A 20,019-nucleotide genomic window follows, 5' to 3' on the forward strand; every position below is an offset into this window, starting at 1 on the left:
CAGGACAGCGCTGTCATGTCAATGGGATCCTCGGCGGCGATCCCTACCCGTCGAACAGCCGCTCCGCCCGGCCGGCCGCCTCGCGGGCGATCGGCGCCGTGCATCCGGAGGGCGGGCCGCGGGATCGACCGCGGCGGCTCCGGCCTAGGGCTCAGTCGCGGATCCGACGGACCTCCACCGGTACGGTGACCTCCTCGGGATCGCGATGCCGGCCGGCGGCGCGGGAGACCAGAAGCCGCGCCGCGATGCGGCCGACCTCAGCCTTGTCGTAGGAGAGCAGCGTGACCGGCTGGGTGACGAACTGCGCCTCGGGCAGGTCGTCGAAGCCGACCACGTGCACTGACGAGACATCCTCACCGGCGCGGCCCGCAGCCCGCAGCGCGGTGAGCGCACCCAGGCAGAGCAGATTGTTGGTCGCGAAGATCGCCGTCGGTGGCTCGACGGCGTCCAGCAGCGCACGCACAGCCATCGCGGCGTCTTCGGCGGTGCGCATCCCGAAGCGGATCAGCCGCTCGTCGATCGGCGCCCCGGCCTCGCGGTAGGCCTGTCGATACCCGTCATGGCGCCGTCGGATGTTGTAGATGTACTCCAGGTCCCCGAGGAAGGCGATCCTCCGGTGCCCGACGGCCAGCAGCTCGGCGACCGCGGCGCGGGTGCTGCCGACGTCGTCGGGGGCCACGGAATCGGCGTCGATCCCGTCGATCGCCCGATGGGCGAGCACCATCGACATCCGCTCGGCCGCCTCGGCCAGATGCTGGTGGACGTCGCCGGAGGGCACGACGACGAGGCTGTCGACACCGCGTTCGTGGAACTCCTCGACCATCCGCCGCTCGACCTCGGCGTCCTCGTCGGTGGAGGCGATCAGCAGCGAGGTCCCCTCCTCGCGCAGGACCTGCTCGACACCGCGCGCCAGCGCGACCACATGGGGATTCTCCAACGTGGTCAGCAGCAGCCCGGCCATGCGGAAGTGCCGGCCACGGGCGAGCGTGCGGGCGGCGTGGTCCGGACGGAAACCGAGGTCCCGGACAGCGCGCTCGACACGCTCGGCAGTGGCGGGAGCGACGTACCGCTCGCCGTTGACCACGCGGGAGACCGTCTTGGCGCTCACCCCCGCGGCCTCGGCCACGTCCTGCAGCGTCACTTGTCGGACGGCCACGGGATCAGCACCCCTTTCCACATGGTCGATCGGGCGGACTCCTCCCCGATCGCGTGATATTGACAACAACGTGAGCTGCTTGATTCTATCTGGCAGACAGCGCTGTCATACAGCGCTGGTCCGCCCATCCGTCGACCGGTCGAGGTCCTCCATGCATGATTCCGCCGCCCTGACCACCGCCCGCGCCGCTCGCGCCCTCCGCGAGCGCATCCGGCCGGCCGTCCACGCCGAGGCGATCCCCTTCGACGTCGGCGCCCACGAGCTGCCGGGCGAGCCGATCTCCCCGGAGGAGGGCGTGGCCCTCGACCATGCTGCGCACCGGATCGGCTCGGCCTGGGGCCCGGCCTGGGGCACCACGTGGTTCCGGCTGACCGCGCAGATTCCCGAGGCCTGGGCCGGCCGGCAGGTGGAGGCGGTGATCGATCTGGGCTTCGACCCCGACCGCGTGGGATTCCAGGCCGAGGCGCTGGCGCATCGGCCCGACGGGACCCCGGTGAAGGCGGTGAACCCGCAGAACCGCCACGTGCCGGTGGCCGCCGAGGCCGCCGGCGGCGAGGAGGTCGAGCTGCATCTGGAGGCGGCCTCCAATCCGCTGATCCTCGGCGACGCCGGCTTCCTGCCCACCGACCGCGGAGACGTCCGCACCGCCTCGCGCGAGCCGCTCTACGTCACCCGGCGGATGGACCTGGCGGTCTTCGAGCCGGAGGTCCACGAGCTGGCCCTGGACGTCGAGGTGCTGCTGCAGCTGGTCGAGCAGCTCGTCGAGGGCCCGCGGCGCGGGCGGATCCTGCAGGCCCTCGACGACGCGATGGACGCCCTGGACCTGCAGGACGTGGCCTCCTCGGCGACGGCCGCCCGCGCACCGCTGGCCAAGGTCCTCTCCTCCCCCGCCGGCGCCAGCGCCCACACGATCTCAGCCGTCGGCCACGCGCACATCGACTCCGCCTGGCTCTGGCCCGTGCGCGAGACGATCCGCAAGGTCGCCCGGACGACGACGTCGATGACCGAGCTCGTCGATTCCACCGACGACTTCGTCTACGGGATGTCCTCGGCCCAGCAGTACGCCTGGATCAAGGAGCACCGGCCGAAGGTCTGGGAGCGCATCCGGCAGGCGGTGGCCGCGGGCCGCTTCCTGCCGCTGGGCGGCATGTGGGTCGAGTCCGACGTCGTCATGCCCCACGGCGAGGCGATCGTCCGGCAGTTCTCCCAGGGCCAGCGGTTCTTCGAGCGCGAGTTCGGCCTGCGCAGCCACGGCGTCTGGCTGCCCGACTCCTTCGGCTACTCGCCGGCGCTGCCCCAGCTGATCCGGCGGGCCGGCTTCGACTGGTTCTTCACGCAGAAGATCTCCTGGAACCAGATCAACGAGTTCCCGCACCACACCTTCCTCTGGGAGGGCATCGACGGCTCGCGGATCTTCAGCCACTTCCCGCCGATGGACACCTACAACGCCGAGATCACCGGCGAGGAGCTCGCCCGGGCCTCGCGCCGATTCGGCGAGTCGCGGCGGGCGGGCGGTTCCCTCGCCCCGGTCGGCCACGGCGACGGCGGCGGCGGGACCACCCGCGAGATGGTCGGCCGCGCCGCGCGCACCGCAGACCTCGAGGGCAGCCCGACGGTCCGCTGGGAGCACCCGGACACCTTCTTCGCCCGCACCCGTGAGGAGCTGACCGACCCGCCGGTCTGGGTCGGCGAGCTCTACCTGGAGCTGCACCGGGCGACGCTGACCAGCCAGCACCGGACCAAGCAGGGCAACCGCCGCGGCGAGCATCTGCTGCTCGAGGCCGAGCTCTGGGCGACGACGGCGGCGCTGCGCAGCGGTGCGCAGTATCCGCACGACGAGCTCGACGCGCTCTGGCAGCGACTGCTGCTGCACCAGTTCCACGACATCCTGCCCGGCACCTCGATCGCCTGGGTCCACCGCGAGGCCCAACAGGCCTACGCCGAGATCCATGCCGGCGCCGAGGCGATCATCGACCGCTCACTGCGCACGCTGGCCGGCGACGGCGACGTTGCCCTGCGCGCGAACCCCGCCCCGCATGCCCGCCGCGGCGTGCCCGCCCTGGGGGTCGCGCCGGCGGAGTCGACGCCGGCCCCGGAGGCGGTGCAGGTCCGCCGGGACGACGACGGCGGCGTCGAGCTGCGCAACGAGGTGATCGCGGTGCGGGTCTCGCCGCGAGGCCATGTGGTCTCGGCGGTGGACCTCGCCTCCGGTCGCGAGGCCGTGGCACCGGGGCGCGAGGCCGGCGTGCTGCAGCTGCATCAGGACTTCCCGAACAAGTGGGACGCCTGGGACGTCGATCGCTTCTACCGCAACACCGTCGCCGACCTCGCGGACCTCGACGCCCTGGAGGTCGCCGCGGGCGAGGACGGCTCGGCGTCGGTGACCGTCCGGCGGTCCTTCTCCGCCTCGCGGGTCGAGCAGGTGATCACCCTGGCGCCGGCCTCGCGGACGCTGCGCTGGGACCAGACCACCGACTGGCACGAGACCGAGAAGTTCCTCAAGGTCGCCTTCCCGCTGGACGTCCGCGCCGAGCACACCGCCGCGGAGACGCAGTTCGGCCACGTCCTGCGACCCACGCACACCAACACCAGCTGGGAGGCGGCCCGTTTCGAGACCTCGATGCATCGGTTCGTGCTCGCCGAGGAGCCGGGCTTCGGCGTCGCGCTGGTGAACGACTCGGTCTACGGCTTCGACACCTCCCGCGAGGTCGACGACGACGCCGAGGTCACCACCACGTTGCGGCTCTCGCTGCTGCGCGCTCCCCGCTTCCCGGACCCGGAGACCGACCAGGGCGTGCAGACGCACTCCTTCGGGATGGTCGTCGGCGCCGATGCGACGTTCGCCGGCGTCGAGGGGCGGGCGATGAACACCCCGGAGCGCACGATCCGCGGGGCGTCCGGCGTCGAGCCACTGGTCAGCACCTCGGACGACGGTCTGGTGGTCACCGCGGCGAAGCTCGCCGACGACCGCTCGGGCGATCTGGTCGTGCGCGTCCACGAGGCGCTCGGCCGGCGGACGCGCGGCACGGTGAGCGTCCACGCCCCGGTGTCTGCGGCGCGAGAGGTGACTCTGACCGAGGACGAGCTGGCCGAGTCCGTCCTGGAGGTGGAGGACTCGGCCGTCGCGGTGCGGCTGAAGCCCTTCGAGGTGCGCACGCTGCGGTTCACTCCGGTCTGAGGCGCCGCGCCGGGTCGCCGCGCGCAGGCGCTCAGCCCAGCAGCCGCGCGGCGAAGCGCTCGATCGTGCGCACCGCCGCCTCGCCCTCCTGCGGACGGTTGAGGTGGCCGTGCCGCACCCCGGGCTCCATGGCGAGCTCGACGTCGACGCCGGCGGCGCACAGCGTCTCCGCATGGGCCTCGGCCGAGACGCGCAGCTCGTCGACCTCGCTGGTGACGATCGTCGTCGGCGGATGCCGGACCAGTTGCTCGGGCGTCGCCGTTCCGGGCACCGCCGCCAGCGGGGCCTCCTCGATCGGACCGCCCAGGTGGTTCTCGTACATCCGACGCACCGGGTCGGGGCCGAAGCGGTCGGCCTCGGGGTCGGCGTCGAGCAGCGCCCGCAGGCCCTCCGGCGTCGGCGGCTGGACGGCGTGCAGCGTGGGGTAGGCCAGCACCAGATGATGCGGCGGCTCGCCGCCGGAGAGCAGCCGGGAGACGGCGCCGCCGGCGGCGAGGTTCCCGCCGGCGCTCGCCCCGCCCAGGCTCACCGCGGCCGGATCGGCGCCGAGCCCCGGAGCCTGCTCGCGGGCCCAGTCGAGAGCGAAGGCAAGCTCCTCGCCGGGCACCGGGTGATGCACGCCGGCCCCTCGCTCCACCTGGCGCAGGTCCCCGGCGTCAAGCTCGCGGAACGGCGGGGCGAGCCGGTAGTCCACCGAGACCACCGCGACGCCGCGGACGGCCAGCGCCCGGGCGACCCAGTCGCCCTCGGCCATGTCCAGGCTCCCGTAGGCGAAGCCGCCGCCGTGGGCCCAGACCAGCAGCGGGCGCGGCGGCGTCGCCGCCTGCTCCGGCGACCCCGACGTCGGCTCCGCCGCGTGCTCCCCCGGACCGGCCGGGGCGGCCGCCCGGTAGGTGCGCACCGGCAGCGGCCCATGCGGCCCGTCGAGGATGCGGTCGACCGCCTCGACGGACTCGAGCACCGCCGTCGGCGTGCGGGGATCGGGGGTGCTCATCAGGCGCCCCAGCCCACCTGCGCCCCGCCGATGCGCTCGGCCTCGATCTGCTCCTGATGGCCGGACGCCGCGTAGGCGCGCATCGGATCCGCCGGCAGCCCGCGGGACTCGCGCCAGGCCGCCAGGTCGGGACGCACGTCGGTGTAGAAGGCGTCCATGAAGATCTCGTGGGCGGTGAGCACGTCGCCGGCCTCCTGGGCCTCGGCGAGCGCGGCGCGGTCGACCAGCAGCGCCCGGGCGGTCATCTCCTGGACGTTGAGCACGCTGCGGATCTGGCCCGGGATCTTCTTCTCCACGTTGTGGCACTGGTCGAGCATGAACGCGACCTCCGACTCCGGGGCGTAGCCGCCGCCGCGGATCACCTCGAAGAGGATCCGGAAGAGCTGGAAGGGGTCGGCCGCGCCGACGATGAGGTCGTCGTCGGCGTAGAAGCGCGAGTTGAAGTCGAAGGAGCCGAGCTTCCCGGCGCGCAGCAGCTGGGCGACGATGAACTCGATGTTGGTCCCCGGAGCGTGGTGGCCGGTGTCCAGGCAGACCTTGGCGTTCTCGCCGAGGGCCTGCACGTGGGTCAGGGCCGTGCCCCAGTCCGGGACGTCGGTGTGGTAGAAGGCCGGCTCGAAGAACTTGTACTCCAGGATCAGCCGCTGCTCGTCGCTGAGCTGGGCGTGGATAGCCGCCAGCGAGTCGGCCAGCCGCTCCTGACGCCCCAGGATGTCAGCCTGCCCAGGGTAGTTGGATCCGTCGGCGAGCCAGATCTTCAGGTCACGGGAGCCGGTCTGGCCCATGATCTCGATGCACTGCAGATGGTGGTCGATGGCCTTCTGCCGGATCCGACGGTCGTGGTGAGTCAGACCGCCGAACTTGTAGTCGTCATCCTGGAAGGTGTTCGAGTTGATCGTGCCCAGTTCGACGCCGAGCCCCTCGGCGTGCGAGCGCAGCGCGCCGAAGTCGTCGACGAGGTCCCACGGAATGTGCAGCGCCACCCGCGGCGCCAGGCCGGTGAAGCGGTGCACAGCCGCGGCGTCGGCGATCTTCTCCTCCACCGAGCGCGGCGTGCCCGGGGTGCCGAAGACCTTGAAGCGCGTGCCGGAGTTGCCGTAGGCCCACGAGGGCACCTCGATGGCCTGGTGCTCCAGCTGCGGAGCGATCTCTGCGAAAGTCGTCATCATTCCTCAGTTCCGCCGACGGCGGTCACCGTGATGACCGGCCGTCGGCTGGTATAAATCGTTTCAATATCTAGCGTCGACTGTATGACCTCGATCACACGAGCGTCAACCTCCGCGCCCGGCGCCGCGCGCCGCTCATCGCCGGGACGGCGCGACGGCATCGGCGCCCTCGCCCCCGTCGGCGGCATCGGCCGTGCTGCCGGTGCCGGAGGCCGCACTGCCCGACGCATCGCCGTCGAGGAGTCGCCCATAGCGCTCGACCTCGATCTCCTCGAGGCTCTTGCCCTGCGTCCGCGGCGCCCAGATGGTGCCGATGACCAGCGCGGCGACAAGCAGCCCAATGATCAGCGCTCCGACGCCGTGCAGGCCGACCTCCTGGAGCATCAGCGGGAACCACAAGCTCAGCACGCCGACCATCACACGCACCAGCATGAACATCACGCCCTGCGCGGAGGCGCGGTAGCGGGTGGCGAAGAGCTCCGCAGCCCACAGGCCGTAGAAGGCCTGCGCCCCGACACCGGCGGAGAGGCCCCAGCCGACGGCGAAGATCAGCAGCGAGGTCCAGCCGGGCGGACCCCAGATGAGCACCGACCAGGCGACGACGCCGAGGGCGGCGCCGATGAAGTAGAGCAGCCGGCGCGAGACGGCGTCGCCGTACTTCATGAACCCGAAGTACGTGGCCAGCGAGGTCAACGTCCAGACCAGCACCTGCAGGGCGTTCTGCGCATTGGCGCTGTCCAGCCCGGCGGCCTCGTAGACACGCGGCTGGAAGATGCCGGCTTGGCCCGCGACGGTGTTCCACAGGCCGTAGACGCCGATCAGGAAGAGCAGCGCGACCACGTTGCGCCGGTCGGTGAACAGCTGGATGAAGCCGCGGTAGGTGCCTACTCGGTTCGGATTCGCCTGCCGGTCCTTCCAGCGCCGCGACTCGCCGAGCCCGCGACGCACCCACCAGGTGATCGCGGCGACGACGAAGAGGTGCGCGAAGACCAGCCGCGCGCCGAGCAGCCCCAGCGGGGAGACGATGATCGCCAGCAGGAAGCCGACGGCCGGACCGATCGACCACGCCAGCTGCGCGACGCCGACGTGCCCGGCGCGACGCTCGTTCGGCGCTTCCTCGGCGATATAGGTCCAGGCCGCGGTGACGCCGGCGCCGACGGCGATGCCGGTGGCCACGAAGCCGATCAGCAGCATGGTGAAGTTCGCGGCGAAGACCGCGAAGAGCGTGCCGATCATGTACAGGATCAGATCGTAGGTGTAGATGAACTTCCGGCCGTAGCGGTCGCAGAGCGGACCGCCGACCGCCGCACCGATCGCCGCGCCGAAGGCGTTGGCGCTCAGCGCGCTGAGCAGGCCCACGGCGAGGCTGTCGAGGCCGAAGGCCTCCTCCCAGAGACTCATGCTGGTCGCGATCGCGATGATCGAGCCGGCCTCGATGTAATTGGACATCGCCACGGCGATGGTGGCCTTCCAGCGGCCCATGGGACGGCGTTGCCGGCGCGCCGTCGTCGCTGACCTCTCTGTCATGACGGACTCTCCCGAAGTCTGCAGCCCCGGCGTCTCCGACGCCCGAGGTGAATCGTTTCAATATTCGCTGCATCACACCATACCAATGGTGTGGATCACGCTCCAGGCGCTCCAGGCGCTCCATGCGCCCTGCCGGGCCGGCGATGCCGCCGAGGAGGGGTTCCTCCACACCCGGACATCGCGCCATGCCGAACGAGACTCGCCACAGGGCTCAGAAGATCTTGCCCGCATCACTGGCGCCGCTCTAATGTGACCTACCACGCAACATATTGTGATGCACAGCACACGTCCGGGCGCCGTCCCCGCCCGGAGACCGTCGACGAGCCCCGGCCCTGCCTGACCCGTCCCGGCCCGTGGACGACGACGTCCGACCCTGAGGAGCCCCGATGACTCGCGCCGCCCGCCTCTCCCCGACCGATCCCAGCACCCGACCGTGCACGCTGCCACGCGCCCGTCGCCTCCGTCGCGGTGCCGCCGCGACGGCGCTGACCGCCACGCTGCTCGCCGTCGCCGGCTGCTCCGGCGACGGCGGCGGAGACGGCGGATCGGACGAGCCGCTGACAGCCGTGTGGTGGGGCTCGCCGGAGCGCACGGAGCTCACTCAGGAGGCCATCTCGGCGTTCGAGGAGGAGTCCGGCGCCGACGTCGAGGGCCAGTCGGTGGACTTCGGCGGCTACTTCGACCGGCTGGCCACCCAGTTCGCCGGCGGCGACGCCCCGGACGTGTTCACTCTGGGCGGCGCCTATCCGGCGGAGTATGCCCAGCGCGGGGCCCTGCTGGACCTCACCACCGTCGACGAGCACCTCGACCTCGACGCCCTGGATGCGACCGCCCTGGAGAACGGGCAGGTCGACGGCGCCCAGTACGGGCTGTCCACCGGCTCCAACGCGCTGGCCATGATCGTCAACCCTGATCTCGTCGACGAGGCCGGCGTCGAGCGGCCCGACCCGCAGACCTGGACCTGGGACGACTTCGCCGCCTTCACCGAGGAGATCTCGGCGCACACCGACGACGACACCTACGGCACCGCCACCACGCTCACGCATGACTCCATCGAGGCCTTCGCCCGCCAGCAGGGTGAGCAGCTCTACACCGAGGACGGCGAGATCGGCGTCTCCGAGGAGTCTCTCGCCGCGTTCTTCGGCCGGGCCCAGGAGCTCACCGAGATCGGAGCCGCCCCCGGCGCGGCGATGATCACCGAGCTCGAGGACGCCTCGGCCGAACAGACGCTGATGGGCACCGGGCGCGCGGCGACGATGCTCACCTGGAGCAACAGTCTGTCCACCCTGTCGACCACCTCCGGCTCGGACCTGGAGCTGTGGCCGCTGCCCGGCGAGTCCGAGACCGCCGGCGTCTGGCAGCAGTCCTCGCAGTTCTTCTCCATCTCCGCTGACACTGAGCAGCCCGAGCAGGCCGCCGAGCTGCTGGACTTCCTGGTGAACTCCCAGGAGGCCGTCGACATCCTCGGCCTGGACCGCGGCGTGCCGGACAACCCCGAGCGCCGCGCGGGCCTGGAGGGCCAGCTCGACGCGGACAGCCAGGAGGAGGTCGAGTACATCGACCAGGTCGCCTCGCGGGACACCGCCCCGCGCCCCATCGGCCCGACCGGATCCACCGATGTCGACTCTGTCACCTCGCGCGTGACCGCCGAGCTGCTGCACGGGCGGATCGATCCGAGCGAGGCCGCGGCGACATGGCTGGAGGAGGCACGGGCGGCCGTCGAGCAGTGACGGGCCCGACCGCCTCCGGAGAGCACACCGCCCCGCCCGCCGCGACCGACCCGACAGGAGGCCCCATGCCGAGCTCCCGACCGAGCGTCCGACCCGGCGAGCAGCCGATCGACCGCCGCGCCCTGGTGGACCGTCATCGCATCCGTCGCGACGCCGTCGACCCCCGCGCCCCGCTGCAGGTCGGCAACGGGGAGTTCGCGCTGACCGTCGACGCCACCGGACTGCAGACCTTCCCGGAGTCCCACCCGGCTGCCGGGCGGGACCCCTCCGCTCCGGGCAGCCTGCTGGGCACGCAGTCGCAGTGGGGCTGGCACAGCACCCCGCGCGACCCCGAGCCCGGCATCGAGGAGGCCGTGCGGACCTACACCACACCGCGCGGGGAGCTGCCGTACGTGGACCTCAGCGGCCGCACCAGCACCACCGGCCCCGATGACGGCACCGCCGAGGAGCTCTGGCTGCGCGGCAATCCCCATCGGCTCATGCTCGGCTGGATCGGGCTCGCCCCGCGCACCGCCGGACGCACGGCGTGGGGGCCGGAGGATCTGCAGGTCCACGAGCAGGTCCACGACCTGTGGACCGGGATCATCTCCTCCGAGGTCACCCTGGCCGGAGTGCGGCTGAGCATCCGCACGGCGGTGCACCCGCACCGGGACGCCGTCGCAGTGGAGATCACCTCCGCCGGCGCCGAGCCCCCGGCGCTCGCGCTGCGCTTCCCACACGGCAGCGAGGCCTGGGGCAATGCCGCCCGCTGGGTCGAGGACGGTCACATCACTCGGTTGCAGGGACGGGATGCCGACCCGCGCATCCGACGGGTCCTGGACACGACCCAGTACACGGTCACCCCGCGGTCCGACGGCGTGCTGGTCGCCGAGCAGCCGGAGGCCCACTGCGTGCTGCTGCACCCCGCCGACCACGGCCCCGGGGGCACCTGGCGGCTCGCCCTGACGTTCGACGACGGCGACGACGGCGACGGCTCCGGCTCCGCCCGGCCGGGCGCGGCGTCGACGGCCCCTGCCCCTGCCGAGGTCTTCGCCGCATCGGCCCGCGGCTGGGAGGAGTTCTGGTCGACCGGCGGCGTCGTCGACCTCTCGGAGAGCACCGATCCGCGCGCCGCCGAGCTCGAGCGACGCATCGTGCTCTCCCAGCAGCTGACGGCGATCAACTGCGCCGGCTCGACGCCGCCGCAGGAGACCGGACTGATGGTCAACTCCTGGCGCGGCAAATTCCACCTGGAGATGCACTGGTGGCACGCCGCCCACTTCCCCGTCTGGGGCCGGCCGGAGCTGCTGGCCCGCAGCATGGACTGGTACCGCGAGATCCTGCCCCGGGCCCGGGCGACGGCGGAGGCCCAGCACGCCCGCGGAGCGCGCTGGCCCAAGCAGGTCGGCCCGGAGGGGCGCGAGAGCCCTTCGGACATCGGCCCCTTCCTCATCTGGCAGCAGCCGCATCCGATCCATCTGGCCGAGCTGCTCCGCCGCTCCGGCCACCCCGGCGTCGTCGAGGAGCTGGGCGAGGTCGTCGAGGCCACTGCGGAGTTCATGGTCGATCATCTGGCGCCCGACGGCGCCGGCCATGCGCTCTCTCCGCCGCTGATCCCGGCGCAGGAGTGCTACGGCGATGTGAAGACCGAGCTCACCGACCCGACCTTCGAGCTGGCCTCCTGGTGGTGGACGCTGCGCCTCGCCGAGGAATGGCGCGAGCGGCGCGGGGCGGCCCCGAGCGAGGAGCTGCGCCGAGCCCGCGAGCGCCTGCCGGCCCCTGCGGAGCGCGACGGCGTCTACGCGGCGGTGCGGCACCCGGTGCTCGACCGGCGCGAAGACCACCCCTCGGTGCTCGGCGCGCTCGGAGTGACGCCGTCGACCCCGCTGGTCGATCCGAGCACGATGGCCCGCACCCTCGACGACGTCCTCGCCGACTGGCAGTGGGAGACCACCTGGGGCTGGGACTACCCGATGATGGCGATGACCGCGACCCGCGTGGGACGGCCGGACCTCGCCGTCGAGACGCTGCTGCGGGACGCGGAGAAGAACACCATGCTCAGCACCGGCCACGCCTGGCAGGCGGAGGGACTGCCGACCTATCTGCCGGCCAACGGCGGGCTGCTCATCGCCGTGGCGCTGATGGCCGCCGGCTGGGACGGCTCCGCCGACGCCCCGGGCTTCCCCGACGGCTTCGTCGTGCGCCACGAGGGCATCGCGCCGCTGCCAGAGTGAGCCTCACTCCAGCGCGTCGAGCTGATCCTCCAGGTGGAAGACCTCCTCGAGCTCGACGAAGCCGGTGTCCGGCCGGGCGCCGTCGAGGGCGACGAAGAACTCGCCCATCTCGGCCTGCCAGCGGGCGTTGACCTCCTCATCCTCCATCGCCGCCTGCGCGGCCTCCAGCGACTCGCAGAGGAAGTAGCCGATCAGCAGGCCGTCGGGACGCAGGAAGAGCGAGTAGTCGTGCCAGCCGGAACGCTTCAGGGCGCGAAGCATCTCCGGCCAGACTGCGGCGTGGCGGCGGCGGTACTCGTCGATCCGGTCGGGCTTGACCTGCAGCTGGAAGCAGACGCGGCGCATGCTGGTCCTCCTCGGAAGAGATGTGTCGGGCATCACGTGGTGAATCGTTTCATCTCGCGCGGAGAAGCGCCAGCCCCTCCCCCGCACGGGGCGCGGAGGAGGGACGGCGGATCAGAACCGACGGCCGAGGCGGACCGAGAGCTCGGCGCCGTCGGAACCGGCCTCAGCCGCGCTCGGCGACCAGCTTCAGCAGAGCGGCGTCGAAGGCCTCCAGGTCGGCCGGGGTCCGCGAGGTGACCAGCCCACGGTCGACGACGACCTCCTCGTCCACCCAGTCGGCGCCGGCGTTGACCAGGTCGGTGCGCAGCGCGCCCACGCTGGTCATCCGGCGCCCGGACACCTGGCCGACCTCGGTGAGGATCCAGGGGCCGTGGCAGATCGCCGCGACCGGCTTGGAGTCCTCGAAGAACCCGGCGACGAACTCGCGGGCCTGCTCGTCGACGCGCAGCGCGTCGGCGTTCAGCGTGCCGCCGGGCAGCACCAGCGCGTCGAAGTCCTCGGCGCCGACAGTGCCCAGCTGGTGGTCGACGCCGAAGTGGTCGGCGTGCTCCCAGTCGCCCGACATCGCCTGCAGCGACTCCTTCTTCGGCGAGACGATCTTCGCCGTCCCGCCCGCGTCGCGGATCGCGGCCAGCGGCTCGGTCAGCTCCGGCAGCTCGACGCCGTCGGTGACCAGCAGCGCGACGGTGCGGCCCTCGATCGACGGAGCCTCAGCGGTGGTGTCGCTCATGGTCCTCTCCTTCCCAGACGTGTCCGACCCCGGTCGGGGCCCACCGATCACCAACGTCGCACTGCGGACCCCTGTTCCCCGTCGCGCCGGACCATTCCGCGCGGCCTCCCACGCCGCATGCCGAGACGGCGGCCCTTCCGCGGGCGAGCGGAGCGTCACCGATGTGTATCCTGACCCCATGGCATTGGCGCAGGTCCGCGACGTGGCGACCCATGCCGGCGTGTCGCCGGCGACGGTCTCCAACGCCCTCAACCACCCGGAGAAGGTCTCGGAGACCACCCGCCGCCGCGTGCAGGCGGCGATCGAGGAGCTCGGCTACGTCCGCAACGACGCCGCCCGCCAGCTGCGCCAGCGGCACAACACCGCGGTGGGGATGATCGTCCTCGACGTCGCCAATCCGTTCTTCGCCGCCGTCGTCCGCGGCGCCGAGGACAGCCTGGGCGTGCACCGCCGCCCGGTTCTGGTGGGCAATTCCGGCCAGGACGCCGAGCGCGAGCTCGCCCATCTGCGGCTCTTCGAGGAGCAGCGGGTCTCGGGCCTGCTCATCTCGCCGGTCGGCGACGTGCTGGACCGGCTGCGCGAGATCAGCCGCCGCGGCACCCCGGTGGTGCTGGTCGACCGGCACCACGGCGACGACGAGTTCCCCTCGGTGGCCGTCGACGACGAGCTGGGCGGACGCATGGCCGCCGAGCATCTGCTCGAGCAGGGCCGCCGGCGCCTGGCGATGATCGGCGGGCCCACGAGCATCCGCCAGGTCGCCCACCGCCGCGCCGGGGCCCAGGCCGCCGTCGACGCCGTCGAGGACGCGAGCCTGACGATGGTCGGCACCGAGGCGATGGACGTCGAGTCCGGCCGGGACGGGACGCGGCGGCTGCTGGCCGAGGACGCCGAGCGGCCCGATGCGATCTTCGCCGCCAACGACCTCGTCGCCCTGGGCGCGCTGCAGGAGCTGGTCCGCGCCGGCGTCCGCGTCCCGGAGGACGTGGCACTGATCGGCTACGACGACATCGAGTTCGCCGCCTCGGCGACGGTGCCGATCAGCTCGGTGCGCCAGCCCGCCGTGGAGATGGGCGAGCGCGCCGCCGCCCTGCTGGTCGCCGCCGTCGAGGATCCCGACGCTCCGCCGGAGCACCCGCGGTTCACCCCCACGCTGGTGCCGCGCGAGTCGACGCTCGGCGGCTGAGCGCCCGCCGCCCGGTCATCGCTCGATGCCGGATCGGCACCGCCGGAGGACTTATCGGACAGGTTCAGGATTTGTACGATCACTTCCATGAGCTCCGCCGACGCCATCCGACACATCCGCCTCTCCTCGATCACCCTGCCGCTGTCCACCGCGATCTCCGACGCCAAAGTCTTCACCGGCCGGCAGAAGCCGATGACCGAAGTCGTCTTCCTCGTCGCCGAGATCACCACCGAGCAGGGTCTCGAAGGCTTGGGCTTCTCCTACTCCAAGCGCGCCGGCGGCCCGGCGCAGTACGCCCACGCGGCCGAGGTCGCCGAGGCCGCGCTCGGCGCCGATCCCAACGACATCGGCCGGATCCGCGAGACGCTGCTCTGGGCCGGCGCCTCAGTGGGCCGCTCGGGCGCGGCGTCGCAGGCGCTGGCCGCGATCGACGTCGCCCTCTGGGACCTGAAGGCCAAGCGCGCGCAGCTGCCGCTGGCCAAGCTGCTCGGCGCCCACCGCGACGCGGTGCGCACCTACGACACCTCCGGCGGCTTCCTGCACGCCTCGGTCGAGGAGATCACCGCCCGCGCCGACGAGTCGCTGGCCGCCGGCATCGGCGGGATCAAGATCAAAGTCGGCCTGCCCGACGCCCGCGAGGACCTGCGCCGCGTGGCCGCAGTCCGCGAGCATCTGGGGCCGGAGGTGGACCTGATGGTCGACGCCAATCAGCAGTGGGACCGGGCGACGGCGCTGCGCATGGGCCGGCGCCTCGAAGAGTTCGACCTGACCTGGATCGAGGAGCCCGTCGACGCCCACGACGCCGAGGGCCACGCGCGGCTGACCACCGCGCTGGACACTCCGATCGCCACCGGCGAGATGCTCTCCTCGGTCGGGGAGCACCGCCGACTGATCGAGGCCCGGGCCTGCGACATCATCCAGCCCGACGCTCCGCGCGTCGGCGGGATCACCGAGTTCCTGCGGCTGGCGACGCTGGCAGACGACGCCGGACTCGCCCTGGCGCCGCACTTCGCCATGGAGATCCACCTGCATCTGGCCGCGGCGTACCCGACCGAGACCTGGGTCGAGCACTTCGACTGGCTGGACCCGCTCTTCGAGGAGCGGCTGGAGATCGCCGAGGGCCGCATGCTCATCCCCGACCGGCCGGGCCTGGGCATCACGCTCAGCGAGCAGGCCCGCGCGTGGACCACCGCCTCGGCGGAGTTCGGGCGGAGATGAGCGCCGGCCGCACCGCCGCGCTGGCCGAGGCGCTGCGCGGGCAGATCGTCTCGGGCGGCATCGGCGTCGGCGAGAAGCTGCCCAGCGAGGCCGCGCTCATCGCCGAGCACGGGGTCAGCCGCACTGTGGTCCGCGAGGCGCTGAGCCGCCTGCAGGCCGACGGGCTGATCCGCACCCGCCGCGGCTCGGGCAGCTATGCGCTGACTCCGCCGACGCGGGCGACGACGGCGCCCGAGGAGGCCGACGACGCCGCACTCGCCCGCACGCCTGCGGAACGGCAGGCGCTGCTCGAGTATCGGATCGCCGTGGAGACCGAGGCCGCCGCGCTGGCCGCGCGACGGCGTGACGCCGGTCGGCTGCGCCTGCTCTCCGCGGCGCTGGCCGGCCTCGCCGCCGCCGGCGACCATCCGGCCGACGCCGTCGAGCACGATTTCACCTTCCACCGCGAGCTGGCCGCCGCCGCGGCGAATCCGCATCTGCTCCGGGCGGTCGAGGCGCTCGGCCCGGCGATGATCGCCATGCCGGCGCCCCGGCTGGCGCGCGGGGGTTCGGGCGCCCGGACGGCCGGGGATGCGGCAGCGGACGCGGCCAGGAACACTGCCGCGGAAACGGCCGGAGATGCGGCCGCAGACGACGCCGCCGTGCGGCACCGCCAGGTGGTCGCCGAACACCGGGCCGTGCTCGACGCCGTCGCCGAGCAGGATCCGCAGGCCGCCGCGGCGGCGATGCGGGCCCATCTGGCCGCCTCGCGCCGTCGCCTGCTGGGCGAGCAGGACGACGAGGCCGATATTGCCGCGCTGTGACCTGCGTGACATGATGATGCGCAAATAAACCATACAATGCGCATGATGATGCACGGAGAGTATTGATGTTCACCCTGGACCAGATCCGCAGCTTCGTCGCCGTCGCCGAGGAGCTGCATTTCGGCCACGCCGCCGAGCGCCTGAACATGACCCAGCCTCCGCTCAGCCGGCAGATCCAGAAGCTGGAGAAGACCGTCGGCGTCCAGCTCATCGCCCGCGACAACCGCACCGTCTCGCTGACCACCGCCGGCGCGGCCTTCCTCACCGAGGCCCGCCGGCTGCTCGTCGCCGCCGACCAGGCCCCGGTCACCGCCCGGCGCATCGCCCGCGGCCAGGCCGGCGTGCTGCGCATCGGCTTCACCGCCGCCTCGGGCTTCAGCGTGCTGGGCAGCGTGCTGACCACGCTGGCCGAGCAGCTGCCCGACGTCGACGTCGACCTGCACGAGCAGGTCACCCGCGAGCAGATGGCCGCACTGACCGACGGCGAGATCGACCTGGGGCTGGCACGGCCGCCCATCGACCACGAGCTCTTCGACTCCCAGCTGCTGCTCTCCGAGGGACTGCGCCTGGCGGTGCCGGCCGACCACGAGCTCGCCGCCCTGGACCGTGCGGCCACCGCCGCCGACCTCGCCTCCGCCCCGCTGATCATGTACTCGCCGGTGCGGGCGCGCTACTTCTACGACCTCGCCATCCGTTCGGTGCCGATCCAGCACGGCAACGTCGTCCACACCGTCAGCCAGATCCTGACGATGGTCTCGCTGGTCGGCGCCGGCCACGGCGTGGCGATCGTGCCCGAATCCGCCGAGCGGCTCGGCGTCGACGGCGTGGTCCACCTCCCGCTGACCGATCAGCCCGGCGACGTCGTCGAGCTGCACGCCGTCTGGCGCCGCGGCCGGCGCAGTCCGGCGCTGCAGCGGCTGCTCGCCGCGCTGGAGGAGGAGCGCGCTGATGGCGCAGGCGCGACGACCTCCTCCTCACCCACGATGGGGGCGCGAGAAGCATCACTGAGCCCAGAGTGATGCAGTCAGGCTATGAGCCGATACAGAACCGGGCTTAGACGCCCCTGTGACCCGCTCCTAGAGTGAGGAGGACCGAAGGGCCAGCGCCGTCGAGCGCGCGCCCGCTTCCCCCTGGCCCCGACTCCAGGAAGGTCCCCGTGCCGACACACACCCCGCGAGAGCTCGCCGATCGCCTCCAGGACGGCCTGCTCTCCTTTCCTGTCACCCCCTTCAGCGCCGAGGGAGCGGTCGACGACGACGCCTACCGCGCCCACCTGGACTGGCAGTCCCGCGCCGGCGCCGCCGGACTCTTCGCCGCCGGAGGCACCGGCGAGGGCTTCAGCCTCACCCCCGAGGAGAACGCTCACGTGGTGCGCATGGCCGTCGAGGAGGCCGCCGGGATCATCCCGGTGCTCGGCTCCGCCGGCGGCTCCACCCGGCAGGCGATCGCCAACGCCGTCGCCGCCGAGGAGGCTGGGGCCGAGGGCGTGCTGCTGCTGCCGCCCTACCTCACCGACTGCGACCAGCAGGGCCTCGAGGCCCACGTCGACGCCGTCTGCTCGGCGACCTCGGCGGCGGTGATCGTCTACAACCGCGCCAACGCCGTCTACTCCGCCGAGACGGTGGCCCGGCTGGCCGCCCGGCACGAGAACTTCATCGGCTTCAAGGACGCCACCGGCGACATCGAGGCGGTGACCAAAGTCGTCGCGGCCAACGGGGACCGGCTGTTCTACCTGGGCGGACTGCCCACTGCCGAGACCTTCGCACTGCCGATGCTGCAGCTGGGGTTCAGCACCTACTCCTCGGCGATGTACAACTTCGTCCCGGAGTTCGCCCTGGAGTTCTACGCCGACGTGCGCCGCCAGGATCGCACGGCGATCACCGAGAAGCTCACCCGCTTCGTGCTGCCGTACCTGGAGATCCGCGACCGTGCGAAGGGCTACGGCGTCTCCATCGTCAAGGCCGGGCTGACGGCCGTCGGCCGCGACGCCGGCGGCGTGCGCCCGCCGCTGCAGGACCTGACCGAGACCGACCTGGCCGACCTCACCGCGCTGATCGACCGGGCGGACATCCGCCCGGAGACCCCCGCGACCCCCGCACCCGTCGCTTCGAGGAGCTGAGCATGACTGCACAGACCACTGAAACCGCCCTGACCGGCCAGTCGATCATCGCCGGACGCTCGGTCGCCGGCGCCGGCCGCACCGTCTCCGGCGTCGACCCGGCCACCGAGGAGACGCTGGAGCCGGCCTACTCGCTGATCGACGAGCAGCAGCTCGCCGAGGCCACCGCGGCCGCCGCCGAGGCCTACGAGACCGTCTCCCGGCTGGACCCGGAGACCCACGCGACGTTCCTGGAGACGATCGCGGCGAACATCGACGCCGTCGGCGACGAGATCACCGCCCGGGCGATGGCCGAGACCGGCCTGCCCCAGGCGCGACTGGTCGGCGAGCGCGGCCGCACGGTGAACCAGCTGCGACTCTTCGCCGCCGTCGTCCGCCAGGGCGACCACCGCGGCGTCCGCGTCGACCCGGCGAAGCCCGATCGGCAGCCGATGCCGCGGGCCGACATCCGCCAGCGGCGCATCCCGCTGGGGCCGGTGGCGGTCTTCGGGGCCTCGAACTTCCCGCTGGCCTTCTCCACCGCCGGCGGCGACACCGCCAGCGCGCTGGCCGCCGGCTGCCCGGTGGTCTTCAAGGCGCACAACGCCCACCCGGGCACCAGCGAACTGGTCGGCCGGGCCGTCGCCGACGCCGTCGCCTCCTGCGGCCTGCCCGCCGGCACCTTCAGCCTGATCTACGGCCCCGGCCGCAGCATCGGCCAGGCGCTGGCCAAGGACCCGGCGATCAGCGCCGTCGGCTTCACCGGTTCGCGGGCCGCCGGCACCTCGCTGATGGCCGCCGCGGCCTCCCGCGAGGTCCCGATCCCGGTCTACGCGGAGATGAGCTCGATCAACCCGGTGTTCGTCCTCGACGGCGCCATCGCTGACGAGGACGCCCGCCGCACGCTGGCCGAGGGCTACCTGACCTCAGTGAAGGGCTCGTCCGGCCAGCTCTGCACGGTGCCGGGCCTGGCCTTCGTGCCGGAGGGCGAGGCCGGCGACGCCTTCGTCGCCGCCGTCGGCGAGGCCGCCTCCTCCGCGGCCGGCCAGACGATGCTGACCTCCTCCATCGCCGAGTCCTGGCAGTCCGGAGCGGCGCAGCTGGGCGAGCAGGCCGGCGTCGAGGTCGTCGGCCGCGGCGCCGACGGCGAGACGCACAACGCCCCGGCCCCGGTGGTCTTCACCGCCGGATCGGAGCAGTTCCTGACAAATCCCGCGCTGCACGAGGAGATCTTCGGCGCGGCCTCCCTGGTGGTGCGCTACCGCGACGCCGAGGACCTGGTCGCCGTCGCGCAGAAGCTGGAAGGCCAGCTCACCGCCACGCTGCAGCTGGCCGAGAGCGACCACGACGTCGCCCGGTCTCTAGTGCCGGTGCTCGAGCAGAAGGCCGGCCGGCTGCTGGCCAACGGCTGGCCCACCGGCGTCGAGGTCGGCGACGCGATGGTCCACGGCGGACCGTTCCCGGCGACCTCAGACGGCCGGACCACCAGCGTGGGCACGCTGGCGATCGAGCGCTTCCTGCGCCCGGTGGCCTACCAGAACCTCCCGGAGGACCTGCTGCCCGAGCCGGTGCAGGAGGCCAACCCGTGGGGGCTGACCCGCCGCGTCGACGGGACGATCGTCCCCACCGACTGACCGAGCCGCGCCGCCCGCTCACCTCCGATGAGTCCGCGGCACGT

The 20,019-nt window shown here is 72.6% G+C and carries 15 protein-coding genes; 9 read left to right on the plus strand and 6 right to left on the minus strand.

From position 1 onward, the window contains the following. Positions 1–151: 151 nt before the first annotated feature. Entirely contained in the window at positions 152–1,156 is a 1,005-nt protein-coding gene (locus GCL72_RS07540) for a LacI family DNA-binding transcriptional regulator (RefSeq protein WP_153144091.1), read from the minus strand. 151 nt (positions 1,157–1,307) lie between these two features. Here GCL72_RS07540 and GCL72_RS07545 point away from each other — a divergent pair, with 151 nt between their 5' ends. Beyond that, complete coding sequence (locus GCL72_RS07545; RefSeq protein ID WP_153144092.1) at positions 1,308–4,334, plus strand: alpha-mannosidase; 3,027 nt, start codon at positions 1,308–1,310, stop codon at positions 4,332–4,334. Positions 4,335–4,365: 31 nt separating this feature from the next. Here GCL72_RS07545 and GCL72_RS07550 read toward each other — a convergent pair whose 3' ends face one another. The 3 genes from GCL72_RS07550 to GCL72_RS07560 all read right to left on the minus strand — a co-directional run bounded on the left by GCL72_RS07550 (position 4,366) and on the right by GCL72_RS07560 (position 8,021). Next, positions 4,366–5,328: an alpha/beta hydrolase gene (locus GCL72_RS07550; RefSeq protein ID WP_153144093.1), complete on the minus strand. Its 963-nt coding sequence runs from the start codon at positions 5,326–5,328 to the stop codon at positions 4,366–4,368. Then, positions 5,328–6,494: an L-rhamnose isomerase gene (gene rhaI, locus GCL72_RS07555; protein ID WP_153144094.1), complete on the minus strand. Its 1,167-nt coding sequence runs from the start codon at positions 6,492–6,494 to the stop codon at positions 5,328–5,330. Before rhaI ends, GCL72_RS07550 begins: the two co-directional genes overlap by 1 nt. A gap of 135 nt (positions 6,495–6,629) precedes the next feature. After that, entirely contained in the window at positions 6,630–8,021 is a 1,392-nt protein-coding gene (locus GCL72_RS07560) for an MFS transporter (RefSeq protein WP_246161078.1), read from the minus strand. A gap of 386 nt (positions 8,022–8,407) precedes the next feature. Here GCL72_RS07560 and GCL72_RS07565 point away from each other — a divergent pair, with 386 nt between their 5' ends. Together GCL72_RS07565 and GCL72_RS07570 are read left to right on the plus strand one after the other, a co-directional pair. Beyond that, positions 8,408–9,751 (plus strand): ABC transporter substrate-binding protein, encoded by a 1,344-nt coding sequence (locus GCL72_RS07565; RefSeq protein ID WP_246161079.1) that lies wholly within the window; start codon positions 8,408–8,410, stop codon positions 9,749–9,751. A gap of 65 nt (positions 9,752–9,816) precedes the next feature. Then, complete coding sequence (locus GCL72_RS07570; protein ID WP_153144095.1) at positions 9,817–11,964, plus strand: hypothetical protein; 2,148 nt, start codon at positions 9,817–9,819, stop codon at positions 11,962–11,964. A 3-nt stretch (positions 11,965–11,967) separates the two neighbouring features. Here GCL72_RS07570 and GCL72_RS07575 read toward each other — a convergent pair whose 3' ends face one another. Further along, on the minus strand, positions 11,968–12,309 hold the full coding sequence (locus tag GCL72_RS07575) for an L-rhamnose mutarotase (protein ID WP_153144096.1): 342 nt from the start codon (positions 12,307–12,309) through the stop codon (positions 11,968–11,970). Positions 12,310–12,472: 163 nt separating this feature from the next. Next, positions 12,473–13,039 (minus strand): type 1 glutamine amidotransferase domain-containing protein, encoded by a 567-nt coding sequence (locus GCL72_RS07580; RefSeq protein WP_153144097.1) that lies wholly within the window; start codon positions 13,037–13,039, stop codon positions 12,473–12,475. A gap of 178 nt (positions 13,040–13,217) precedes the next feature. Between GCL72_RS07580 and GCL72_RS07585 the strand changes: the two genes are divergently transcribed. From GCL72_RS07585 to GCL72_RS07610, 6 genes are all read left to right on the plus strand, one after another. After that, complete coding sequence (locus GCL72_RS07585) at positions 13,218–14,222, plus strand: LacI family DNA-binding transcriptional regulator (protein WP_153144098.1); 1,005 nt, start codon at positions 13,218–13,220, stop codon at positions 14,220–14,222. A gap of 87 nt (positions 14,223–14,309) precedes the next feature. Beyond that, the gene (locus tag GCL72_RS07590) at positions 14,310–15,440 is read left to right on the plus strand and encodes an L-talarate/galactarate dehydratase (RefSeq protein ID WP_153144099.1); all 1,131 of its coding nucleotides are present in this window, start codon (positions 14,310–14,312) and stop codon (positions 15,438–15,440) included. Beyond that, complete coding sequence (locus GCL72_RS07595; RefSeq protein WP_153144100.1) at positions 15,437–16,243, plus strand: FadR/GntR family transcriptional regulator; 807 nt, start codon at positions 15,437–15,439, stop codon at positions 16,241–16,243. The genes GCL72_RS07590 and GCL72_RS07595 overlap by 4 nt, the downstream gene beginning before the upstream one ends. 65 nt (positions 16,244–16,308) lie before the next feature. Further along, positions 16,309–17,262 (plus strand): LysR substrate-binding domain-containing protein, encoded by a 954-nt coding sequence (locus GCL72_RS07600; RefSeq protein WP_246161080.1) that lies wholly within the window; start codon positions 16,309–16,311, stop codon positions 17,260–17,262. Positions 17,263–17,399: 137 nt separating this feature from the next. Continuing rightward, entirely contained in the window at positions 17,400–18,362 is a 963-nt protein-coding gene (gene kdgD / locus GCL72_RS07605; RefSeq protein ID WP_153144101.1) for a 5-dehydro-4-deoxyglucarate dehydratase, read from the plus strand. A 2-nt stretch (positions 18,363–18,364) separates the two neighbouring features. Next, positions 18,365–19,975 (plus strand): aldehyde dehydrogenase (NADP(+)), encoded by a 1,611-nt coding sequence (locus GCL72_RS07610; RefSeq protein WP_153144102.1) that lies wholly within the window; start codon positions 18,365–18,367, stop codon positions 19,973–19,975. Positions 19,976–20,019: the final 44 nt, after the last annotated feature.

Origin of the sequence: Nesterenkonia halophila (genome assembly GCF_009467795.1) — a bacterium.
In the GTDB taxonomy this organism is placed as follows: Bacteria; Actinomycetota; Actinomycetes; order Actinomycetales; family Micrococcaceae; genus Nesterenkonia; species Nesterenkonia halobia.